The sequence below is a fragment of the Salmonella sp. A1325 genome, assembly GCF_056991255.1.
In genome coordinates this window covers 64,948-75,680 of sequence record NZ_JAMLWO010000015.1, presented here as the reverse complement: position 1 = coordinate 75,680, position 10,733 = coordinate 64,948, and the positions used below count along the sequence as shown (strand labels likewise).

Below are 10,733 nucleotides of genomic sequence, written 5' to 3'. Positions count from 1 at the left end.
CAGGGTGGTTTTTCCGGCGCCGTTGCCGCCGGTGACCTGCACCCACTCCCCGGCGTCCACGGTGAACGACAGCCCGCTGAACAGCGTCCTCTCGTCCCGCTCGCAGTACAGATCTCTGGCTTCAAGCATCATTGTCATTGCGCATATTCAGGTTGATATGGCGTATAAACACCGGTCAGGCTTTCCAGGAAGGCGACGATATCGTCAATATCGTTTTGCGGCAGATCGGTGCCAACCTGGTAACGCAGCATCAGTTTTACCGCACCATCCAGCGTCGGTACGTCGCCCCGATGGAAATAAGGCGCCGTTAACGCGACGTTGCGTAAGCCCGGGACCTTTTGCCGTAATTTATCGCGAACCTCTTTGGTGACGTTCATACGACCAATATCCGCTGCGGTAATTTCGCCAAAATTAAAGTCTCGCTTTAATCCCAATGGTTCAAAAGAGCGCCCGCCTAAAATGATACCGCCGTGACAGGTTGCACATTTATTTTCTTTAAATAATTGATAACCGTGTTTCTGTTGCGCGGTCAGCGCATTTTCATCTCCACGTAGCCATTTATCAAAGGCGGAATCCGGCGTTATCAACGTTTTTTCGAATTCGGCGATCGCATCAGTAATATTTTCCCCAGTAAATCCTTGCGGATAAACCGCCTGGAAATCTTTTTTCAGGACAGGATCTTTATCAAGCTTGCTAATAATTTCATCCCAGGATTTAGAAGCCATTTCAATAGGATTTAACGGCGGTCCGCCTGCTTGCTCCTGCAGGGTTGCAGCACGACCATCCCAAAATTGTTCGATATTAAATACGGAGTTGAATACCGTCGGCGCATTTATTGGTCCTACCGCACCGCCAACGCCAATTGAGGTTTTTCTGCCATCGACACCGCCCGCATTTAACGCGTGACAATGCGCACAGGATATTGTGCTGTCGCCGGATAAACGTTCATCATGATAAAGACGGAAACCTAAGTCGACTTTTTTCGCATCGACGGGAATATTGCGCGGAATAGGCTGAACGGGTTCATTCCGGTGCGCGGGGTCGGTATCGGCGCTGGCATAGTTGCGCTCACGCTGATCGGCTATCCAGTTCAGGATGTCAGTACGCTCTTTATCGCTGACGCCCCCCGCCCAGTGCAGCGCGACATAGCGGGTTGGCGGCATAGTCTGATGTTGCATAACCCATTCAATTTTATTCAGTTCGCTTTGCGGCACCGGCGTATCCGCAATCAGGGCGGCCCGTACCGCCTCCAGGTTAAACGACTTGTAGCCGAGCTGGATATCGTAATCCATTAGCTGCTTTGCCACCGGAAAAGAGGAATAAAAAGGTAATTCAGCGGAAGGCGTATGACAATAATCACATCCTTTCTCCCTGAAATAACCCAGTATTTTATTATTTTCACCCACAACCGAGGCCTGCACATCGCTTTTTTTACTGCGCTGTTTGTCGTAATACCATACATACCCGGACAAACCTAAATAACATAACAGCCCAACGGTGATAACCGTTGTTGCATAGAGAGTAATTTTTTTCATATCACTATCCTTATGGGGTATTGCGGCATGATTAATTAAATTTTATTTTTTTACTCATGAGGCCCGTCAATACTAAATACAAACCCATCATGGATATTGATTGGTATCAATAATTACAATTGGCTAAACCTATAGATATGATAACCCCCGACTATCGTAAGATTTATTTTGCGATGCCCGTCACAGGGTTTATTCAGCCGCAACAATGGATAAATCCTCTTTTCCGTCATCAAAACGAACGATAGCCAACAATAATTGACTTAACGCAGCATAAAAACCATAGGGATCATGCTTAAGGCAATTATTTGTAAATTCCGGAAGCCATTCCAGTAATGACGACAATGTTTTCTGGCGTAATTTATTCATTCTCCGTCGTTGGAACGATTCACCCAATGAAAAATGTAAATGGCTGAGTAATTCCAGATAAATCGCCAGGTGGTCGGCCGGCTCTTTAAAATCGTCGTTGACTTCCATCCCGGCTTCAAGCAATAAATGTTTAATCATGCCGGGTTCCTGCTGCGGGTATTGCGAGGCGTAGGGCAAGGCCGATTTTTTATCCGTCATCAGGAACAATCCGCAAAAATCTGCGGCCAGCTCCAGCTGCGCATCCTGGCGCAGGCTAAGCGCGGCAATTTTTTGTTCGAGTAACGCCACCGACGCCGCCAGCGCAGGCTGACGCTTTAACAGCGCCAGCCAGTCCGCGATCTCCGCGGACTGTAATTGTATTAACCCTTCATCATCTACTTCCCGGAAAAAGAGTAACGCCAGCCATGCATATACGCAGGCGTACTGTTCCTGAGCAAGCGCTGGCTGCTTAATCATGCGGATTCCCCTGCGATGCGGGTACATATTCACACTGCGCGACCATCTCGACCGGACCGTTAAACGCCGTGACGTTATCAATAGGGCCGGTATATTTTTCAATTTCCACCAGCGTCGTATGCGCGCTGGTCGCCTGCGCGAGCTGTGATGTACCGATATCCAGCGTTAATACGTTAGGGTTGCCGTACTTACATAACGCGTTGAGATCGCCGCCTTTATCAGGATCGTACCAGGCGCCTTCATGAATTCGCGCCACGCCCGGCGCATAGCGATCGGAAACTACCGCCCCCGCCAGTACCTGCCCGCGTGCATTGAATACCCGCACGATGTCACCGTTGCGGATCCCGCGCGCGCTGGCATCCTGTGGGTTAATAAAGACCGGCTCCTTGCCGCCAACGGCATATTGCTGACGCAGCGTTTCCGACTCGCATAGTTGGGAATGCAGACGGAAATCAGGGTGGACGGATTGTAAGTGCAGCGGCCAGCGCTGCGATCCCGGCCCGCCATGCGAGCGTTCGATTTTTTCGAACCACATGGGATGGCCCTGACAATCGTCGTATTGCATGTCGGCGATCGTTTTGGAGTAAATCTCGATCAAACCGCTTGGCGTGCCCAACGGCTCCAGATCCGGATCTTCACGGAAAGCCTGATGGCGCACAAACATCTGCGGATGATCAAACTCGATGTACTCCTGTTGATTCCAGAACACCTCGAAAGTCGGTAAGTGGATACCGCGACCTTTTCCCTGCTGGCTCCCTTCCTGCCAGATGCGTTTCAGCCAGCCCATTTCATCAAGACCTTCCGTGAATGCCGCTTCACGGTTAAAGCGTCGGCAGAGATCGCGGAAAATATCAAAGTCGTTACGCGCTTCAAACTGCGGCGACACCACCTGTTTCATGGCGATAATGCCGCGGTTAGAGTGGTTGCCGAACTGATCGAGGTCGTTACGCTCAAATTGGGTGGTAGCCGGCAAAACGATATCCGCAAAACGGCAGGTCGACGTCCACTGGTTATCAATAGCGATGACCGTTTCCAGCTTGCGCCACCCTTCAATTATGCGGTTAATTTGTTGGTGTCGGTGGAACGGATTGGTCCCGGCGAACACGCACATCTTCAGCGGCGGTAATTTAACCGATTTGCCGTTCCAGTTAATGACCTTGCCCGGTTCAAGAATGGCATCCATAAAACGCGCAATAGGAATGGTGCTGCTGTAGCCTTTGTAATCCGTGCTGTCGTGTACTGGCGGAACGGTCGTCGAACCGGAAAAGCCGCTTAAAATGATCCCTTTACGACCAGGCGTCCCGGCGCCATTGTAGTGCCAGCCAAAACCAAAGCCGCCGCCCGGTAAACCAATCTGTCCCAGCATTGCCGCCAGCACGACGACCATCCATGACCACTGTTCGCCATGCTGCATACGTTGTACGCACCAGCCAGCGATGATTTGCGTTCTGTCGCCCGCCATCTGCCGCGCCAACGCGCGGATGGTGTCGGCGTCAATACCGCACAGTTTTTCCGCCCAGGCGGCATCTTTGGGCTGTCCATCTTTTTCGCCCAGCAAATAGGGGAGGAACTGGTCAAAACCGACGCAATAATTATCGAGGAAATTTTTATCGTACAGTTTCTCGCTGTACAGGGTATGCGCCAGCGCCAGTTGTAACGGGACATCCGTCTGCGGGTTAATGGCGATATGTTTGACCTTATCGCGCCCCAGATAATCGTGCGTGGAGGTGACGACCGGGTCGATGCTGATGACCGAGATAGCGCCGCTGGCAACTTTCTCTTTTAATTGTTCATAGTACTGATAGACATCGTGATCCGGGCACCACCAGTTTGCCTGCTGGTTTTTCACCATATCAGAACCCCATAGCACAATCGTTTTACTGTTCTGTAAAACCAGAGGCCATGACGTTTGCTGCTCGTACACTTCCATTGAACCCACCACGCGCGGCAGAATCACCTGCGCCGCGCCGGTCGAATAGTCCCCTCCCGTGCTAACGCTATTGCCATGTAGCGCAATCGCGCGCGCCAGCATCCCGGAGGCGTTATGGAACATGCCGGTAGATTGCCAGCCGCTCGCCGTCAGTAGCGCGCTCGGCCCGTAGGTTTTTTGCACCCGCTCCAGTTCCTGATAGAACAGATCCAGCGCTTCATCCCAGGAGACGCGCACAAAACGATTATCGCCGCGCTGCGAGGTGTCGCTTTGATGACCTTTGCGCATCCAGTCGACGCGCACCATCGGATAGCGAATACGCGCCGCGTTGTGGACGTGATCGGGCAGACCGGCGATCATTTTGGACGGGTATTTATCCTGTTCAAACGGTTTTGCCGCCACAAATCGACCGTCAACCACCGTGGCGCGAATCGCCCCCCAGTGAGAACCGGTAAGGATACCTTCTTTCGTCGCGGCGCCTGGCGCAACGGCATCCGCTGCGCGGGCGCTACGGGGCGTCAGCAGTGACGGCCCCAGCATTCCTGCCACCGTCAAGCCGCCAAGCTGCGCCAGAAAACGTCGACGAGAGACGTGTAACGAGTCCTTATTTTTCATTGTGTTCTCCCTTATCGCTGTGCGGCGTGTTGGTGGTATCAGACGCATTCATCTGGAGATATTTCAACAAGGTACGTTCTTCACGCTTATCCAGACTGGTGAAACCGATCATGCCGTTGAGCGTGCCGATCCAGCCGTTAGCGTCAAAGTGCGCTTTGTCCGGCGCGCCGTGACACTGATTACAGGTGCCGTTATAGAGGGAGTCGGCATAGGCCCAAATCGGTTTAATGTCATTTACCATGTCGCCTTTTTGCATCCACGCGGTTGCCTGTAATTTGCTCCACTGAGTATTGGTCGCCGCGACGGTGGTCTCTTCCAGCGTTTTCACATGCTGTTGCACATCGCCGCGAATCGAGGCGACAAAAATACGTTTACCGGGCAACTGCGTCAGCACGCGCTGGCGACCGTCCGTCTCCGTCCAGCCTTCGATTTGCACTTGCAGCCAGTCACCGTCCCGTTTAAGGACTTTCACTTCAGAAGCAGGTAACAGCGAACCTGCCGGTTCTTTATCGCCTTTAGCGGCGTAAATCGGCTTGATATCCAGCGAATAGAGCGTATCGCCGTCATTATGCGTACTGGCGCTGGCGCGCAGTTCATCAAACTGTTTGCGGAAACCGCTGCTCATATCCGGTAGCTGGTGGGCAATCCCTTTGTGGCAGTCGATGCAGGACTGATTTTCTTTCGCGGCGATTTTCATTTGCCGCGCCGCTTCCGGGTTCTGTTTCGCGTGATCCATCGCATCGTAGTTATGGCAGGAACGACAGGTCGCGGAGTTATTCTCTTTCATGCGCGCCCATTCACGCTCGGCAAGCTCGGCGCGTTTGGCTTCAAATTTTTCCGGGGTATCAATCGAGTGGGCGATAAATGTCTGGTAAAGATCGTTGCTGGCTTCCAGCTTACGTTTCACCATGCCTGGAATATCAGGGGGGATATGGCAATCGTGACATTCCGCGCGTACGCCGGAAGCGTTCTGGAAATGTACGGACTGTTTATATTCCTGATACACCGGCTGCATACTATGGCAGCTGACGCAAAACTCTGTCGTACTGGTCAATTTGATACCGACGTGAGGTAACACGATCAGCGCAACGCCGATCACAATCCCGACAATGACCAGCGCCAGTATCGACCAACGGGCGCTTGGCCTGAGTAGCGCTCTCCAGAGTTTTCGCATAATAGCCCCTGTAATTATATGGTTTAATGCGCAGATCTTATTCCGCAAATATGAACAGCGTCACTGGTCAGGATGAACGGGATACGGCAATATATGAACAGATATGAACAGAAAGAGACCGCGCGCAGGATGTCACATCACATTGTTATTGTTGAGGATGAACCTGTTACTCAGGCCAGATTACAGGCCTATTTTGAGCAGGAGGGGTATCGCGTTTCGGTGACCGACAGCGGCGCGGGCCTGCGCGACATCATGGAGCATGAGCACGTTTCGCTGATCCTGCTGGATATCAACCTCCCCGACGAAAACGGGTTGATGCTGACCAGGGCGCTACGCGAACGTTCCACGGTGGGCATTATTCTGGTGACGGGGCGTTGCGACCAAATCGACCGCATCGTCGGGCTGGAGATGGGCGCGGACGACTACGTCACCAAGCCGCTGGAACTGCGCGAGCTGGTAGTGCGGGTGAAAAATCTTTTGTGGCGCATCGATCTGGCCCGCCCCACGCCGCAAAATGCCAGTGAAAACTGCTATATGTTTTCCGGTTACTGCCTGAACGTGATGAATCATACGCTGGAGCACAATGGTGAAGCCATTAAGCTTACGCGCGCGGAGTACGAGTTACTGCTGGCCTTTGTGACCAACCCAGGCAAAGTGCTGCATCGCGAACGTCTGCTGCGAATGCTTTCCGCCCGCCGCGTAGAGACTCCGGATCTCCGCACGATTGATGTCCTGGTTCGCCGCTTACGCCATAAAATTACGCCGGAACTGCTGGTCACACAGCATGGCGAAGGCTACTTTTTAGCCTCGGAGGTGTATTGATACAGATAGACGGGCCGAAATCCCGGAGGCGATAGCGAACGGCGAACGCGCGCGCTGTCGGCGTTGTTATGCGTCAAAATAAGCACCGGCGGGCTGATATTTTCAGGCACCGGTTGCCCCTGTAAGACCTTAATCGACTGCGTTATCGCTAATTCTCCCTGCCAGGCCATCTGATCGCTGAGCGCCATCAGGATATGGCCGCGTTTTAAACCGCGATAAACCTGATGCGTCAGATAAAATGAGACGATCGTGAGCGGAGTCGTCAAATTTCGCCCTTCGCCCATCGCCGCCTCCGCCGCTATCGCCGACCCGGCGACCACATTGGCGTCCGGATGGCGCTCCAGCATTTCCTGGAGTAAGTTTCGCTGCACTTCAATGTCGTTATCGCCCCAGGCGATATCCACAATGTTGATGGCGCTGCCTTTAATTGCCTGACGAAAACCCGCCACCATCTCCTGACTGCCGCCGGCTTCTTCCGGCCCCGGGAAGAGTAAAACGTTAAGCGCTTTTCCTTTGCTCCACTGCACCAGGAAACGTCCCGGCAGATACCCCATCTGAAACCACGGCAGACCAACGCGGGTTGCGACGCTGGCATCGTGAATCATGTTCACCAGTTCAATAACCGGCACATTACCGGCATACCGTTCCAGCTCCGGGAAACGATCGGTACTGCTGCCAAGCAGAATAGCGTCGGCGCCCCACTCCCGGCACTGCATCATTTGCTGTTGTTGCGTCGCCAGTTGCCGATAGCCATTCGCTTCCAGCACTTTTAAATCAACGCCATACAATTTGGCCGCTTTTTGCATCCCGTAGTTGACGGACAACCAGTAAGAATCTTTCAGACTGGGGTATAATGCGCACAGTTTCCAGGGTTTACTCGCATTGACTGACGTTTGCCGCCAGGGAATCGCCCGATCGGCGCGCGTCCAGTGTAGCAGCCCGGTTTCGGCTGACGCCGTTTCTACATTCGAGACGATGATTATCAAAAAAAAGAACGAAATAAGCGCACGCATGATAGCCCCACCAGCAACAAGGTTTTATCCTAATGGTTTTTCCGGCGGCAACTCAACCCATTTCACCCGCGGCGCATAAATGTCAACGCCTTCACTGACCCGCAGATTATGGCTGGCCTTCGCCCTGATGGCGGCGCTCACCCTGCTCAGCACCGTGATCGGCTGGATAAGCCTGCGCGTCATTAGTCAGGTGGAGCAAACCAATACGCAAGCGCTGCTCCCCACGATGAATATGGCCAGGCAGTTAAGCGAAGCCAGCGCTTACGAGCTCTTTTCCGCGCAAAATCTGACCAATGCCGACAGTGAGGGCGTTTGGCTGGCGCAGGGGAAGATGCTGAAAGCGCAAAGCCTTAAAATTAACCATCTTTTGCAGGCATTAAGCGAGCAGGGGTTTAATACCTCGGCCATCGCCCGGCAAGAAAAAGAGATTGCACAAACGCTTGGGCAACAGGGAACGCTGGTCGGTGAAATTCTCACGCTGCGCGCACAGCAACAGCAGTTAAGCCGCCAGATTGCGGAGGCGGCGGAAAGCATTGCCGCCCAGGCTCACGGTCAGGCCAATAATGCAGCGACATCTGCAGGCGCCACCCAGGCCGGTATTTACGATCTTATCGAAAGCGGTAAAGGGGACCAGGCTGAACGCGCGCTTGACCGACTGATTGATATCGACCTTGAGTATGTGAATCAGATGAATGAGCTGCGGGTCAATGCCCTGCGGTTTAAGCAGCTCATTGTGACCTTAAAAGACGCGCAAGGGCTGAGCGATGCCGAGGACACCGATGAAAAACTTAATCAGTTGGTTAAAATTTTATCCCGCCGCCAGCAGCGTATAGAAGATCCTACCGTTCGCGCCCAAATCGCCGACGCGCTGGAGAAAATAAATCAGTACACCACACTGGTTACCCTGTTTCGTAAGGAAAACGCCATCCGCGACCAGCTTCAAACGCTTATGGCCAATAACCTCTTTCAGTTTACCCGCTTCAGTACGGAAGTGTCGCAGTTGGTGAACGCCATCGAAAAACGAAACGAGGCTGGGTTAGCGCGTCTTACACACGCCAGTCAGCGTGGGCAAATAGGGTTAGTGATCTTAGGTATCCTGGCGCTGTGCTCATTAAGTTTTATTCTTTGGCGAGTGGTTTACCGTTCCGTATCCCGCCCGCTGGCGCAACAAACGCAGGCCTTACAGCGGCTACTGGAGGGCGATATTGACTCACCGTTTCCGGAGGCGGCTGGCGTCAGCGAACTGGATACCATCAGCCGTCTGATGGAAGCGTTTCGCGCCAACGTGCGCAAATTGAACCGCCATCGTGAGGATTTGGCGGAACAGGTGCGATCGCAAACGGCGGAGCTTCATGCGCTGGTGCTGGAACACCGGCAGGCGCGCGCCGAAGCGGAAAAGGCCAACGAGGCGAAATCGACGTTCCTTGCCGCCATGAGCCATGAAATTCGCACGCCGCTTTACGGCATTCTCGGTACGGTACAATTGCTGGCCGATAAACCGCTCATGGCAAACTACCGCGACGACTTACAGGCCATTAATGATTCAGGCGAATCGCTACTGGCGATTCTTAACGATATTCTTGATTACTCGGCGATTGAAGTAGGCGGCACCAACGTTTCTATTAGCGAGGAGCCGTTTGAACCGCGACAATTGTTGAATAGCGCGCTGCATTTAATGCACAGCCGCGTGCAGGTGGCGCTCATCGCCGACTTTAGCGAGCAACTCCCTTCCACGCTACAAGGCGATCCGCGCCGGATACGTCAAATTGTGATTAATCTTTTAAGTAATGCGGCGAAATTTACCGATCGCGGCAGCATAGTGCTGCGCACGTTTTGCGACGATCAGAGCTGGTTTATTGAGGTTGAAGATACCGGATGCGGTATCCCTGAAGCAAAGCTGACGGCTATTTTCAAACCGTTTGTGCAGGCGACTGGACGCCGGGGCGGGACGGGCCTGGGGCTGGCTATCAGCGCCAGCCTGGCAGAGGCGATGGGCGGGACGCTAACCGTCACCAGTACGCTTCATGTTGGCAGTTGTTTTCGCTTACAACTGCCGGTTCGCCACCCCAAACCCGCAAGCAAAAATGCGTTCAGGGAACCGGTAAATCTTAACGGACTACGCCTGTTGCTGATTGAAGATAATATGCTGACGCAGCGTATTACCGCTGAAATGCTCACGGGTAAAGGGGTGAAGGTCTCAGTAGCTGAAAGCGCGAATGACGCGCTACGCTGTTTAGCCGAAGGCGAGTCCTTTGATGTGGCGCTGGTGGATTTTGATTTACCGGATTATGACGGCTTAACCCTGGCGCAGCAGTTGATGAGTCAGTATCCCGCCATGAAACGCATTGGTTTTAGCGCGCATGTGATAGACGATAATCTTCGTCAGCGTACCGCCGGTCTTTTCTGCGGGATTATTCAAAAGCCCGTTCCCCGCGAGGAGCTTTACCGTATGATAGCGCACTATTTACAGGGCAAATCTCACAACGCGCGGGCGATGCTGAATGAACATCAGCTTGCCGGCGATATGGCGTCTGTCGGCCCGGAAAAACTCCGGCAATGGGTCGCGTTATTCAAAGACAGCGCGCTGCCTTTAGTCGAGGAGATCGAGGCGGCGCGCGCCATGAATGACGACGTTAACATTAAGCGGCTGGCGCATAAATTAAAAAGCGGCTGCGCCAGCCTGGGGATGACGCAGGCAACCGAAGCCTGTCGGGAGCTGGAATTGCAACCGCTTAGCGATATAGATATTAAAACTATCGTGACGCAGGGAGTGACGGCGCTCGACGCATGGATAGCCGGTCATCCTTCGCCATAATGGCTTC

The 10,733-nt window shown here is 53.3% G+C and carries 8 protein-coding genes; 2 read left to right on the top strand and 6 right to left on the bottom strand.

Annotated elements, in window-relative coordinates; genetic code table 11:
* The 5 genes from NAZ64_RS21110 to torC form a co-directional block, all read right to left on the bottom strand.
* Positions 1 to 129 (bottom strand): ATP-binding cassette domain-containing protein (locus NAZ64_RS21110; RefSeq protein ID WP_031570959.1); only part of this gene is annotated, 129 nt, incomplete at its 3' end.
* A gap of 5 nt (positions 130 to 134) precedes the next feature.
* On the bottom strand, positions 135 to 1,535 hold the full coding sequence (locus NAZ64_RS21105; RefSeq protein WP_000724476.1) for a cytochrome-c peroxidase: 1,401 nt from the start codon (positions 1,533 to 1,535) through the stop codon (positions 135 to 137).
* Positions 1,536 to 1,724: 189 nt separating this feature from the next.
* Positions 1,725 to 2,357, bottom strand: a complete 633-nt coding sequence (gene torD / locus NAZ64_RS21100; RefSeq protein ID WP_483641027.1) for a molecular chaperone TorD — start codon at positions 2,355 to 2,357, stop codon at positions 1,725 to 1,727.
* Positions 2,350 to 4,902, bottom strand: a complete 2,553-nt coding sequence (gene torA, locus NAZ64_RS21095; protein WP_020437375.1) for a trimethylamine-N-oxide reductase TorA — start codon at positions 4,900 to 4,902, stop codon at positions 2,350 to 2,352. Before torA ends, torD begins: the two co-directional genes overlap by 8 nt.
* A complete protein-coding gene (gene torC, locus NAZ64_RS21090; protein ID WP_001230254.1) occupies positions 4,892 to 6,076 on the bottom strand; it encodes a pentaheme c-type cytochrome TorC in 1,185 nt (394 codons plus the stop codon). The genes torA and torC overlap by 11 nt, the downstream gene beginning before the upstream one ends.
* Positions 6,077 to 6,205: 129 nt before the next feature.
* Here torC and torR point away from each other — a divergent pair, with 129 nt between their 5' ends.
* Positions 6,206 to 6,898: a two-component system response regulator TorR gene (gene torR / locus NAZ64_RS21085; RefSeq protein WP_001562512.1), complete on the top strand. Its 693-nt coding sequence runs from the start codon at positions 6,206 to 6,208 to the stop codon at positions 6,896 to 6,898.
* Here the strand turns inward: torR and torT are convergent.
* Positions 6,871 to 7,911, bottom strand: a complete 1,041-nt coding sequence (gene torT, locus NAZ64_RS21080) for a TMAO reductase system periplasmic protein TorT (RefSeq protein ID WP_001202038.1) — start codon at positions 7,909 to 7,911, stop codon at positions 6,871 to 6,873. The genes torR and torT overlap by 28 nt on opposite strands.
* A 79-nt stretch (positions 7,912 to 7,990) precedes the next feature.
* Here torT and torS point away from each other — a divergent pair, with 79 nt between their 5' ends.
* On the top strand, positions 7,991 to 10,726 hold the full coding sequence (gene torS, locus NAZ64_RS21075) for a TMAO reductase system sensor histidine kinase/response regulator TorS (RefSeq protein ID WP_080203205.1): 2,736 nt from the start codon (positions 7,991 to 7,993) through the stop codon (positions 10,724 to 10,726).
* Positions 10,727 to 10,733: the final 7 nt, after the last annotated feature.

Excerpts from the sequence above, each read along its gene's own strand:
- torA (WP_020437375.1), bottom strand. The coding sequence starts at position 4,902 with ATGAAAAATAAGGACTCGTTACACGTCTCTCGTCGACGTTTTCTGGCG.
- torT (WP_001202038.1), bottom strand. The coding sequence starts at position 7,911 with ATGCGTGCGCTTATTTCGTTCTTTTTTTTGATAATCATCGTCTCGAAT.
- torR (WP_001562512.1), top strand. The coding sequence starts at position 6,206 with ATGTCACATCACATTGTTATTGTTGAGGATGAACCTGTTACTCAGGCC.
- torC (WP_001230254.1), bottom strand. The coding sequence starts at position 6,076 with ATGCGAAAACTCTGGAGAGCGCTACTCAGGCCAAGCGCCCGTTGGTCG.
- torS (WP_080203205.1), top strand. The coding sequence starts at position 7,991 with ATGTCAACGCCTTCACTGACCCGCAGATTATGGCTGGCCTTCGCCCTG.
- NAZ64_RS21105 (WP_000724476.1), bottom strand. The coding sequence starts at position 1,535 with ATGAAAAAAATTACTCTCTATGCAACAACGGTTATCACCGTTGGGCTG.
- torD (WP_483641027.1), bottom strand. The coding sequence starts at position 2,357 with ATGATTAAGCAGCCAGCGCTTGCTCAGGAACAGTACGCCTGCGTATAT.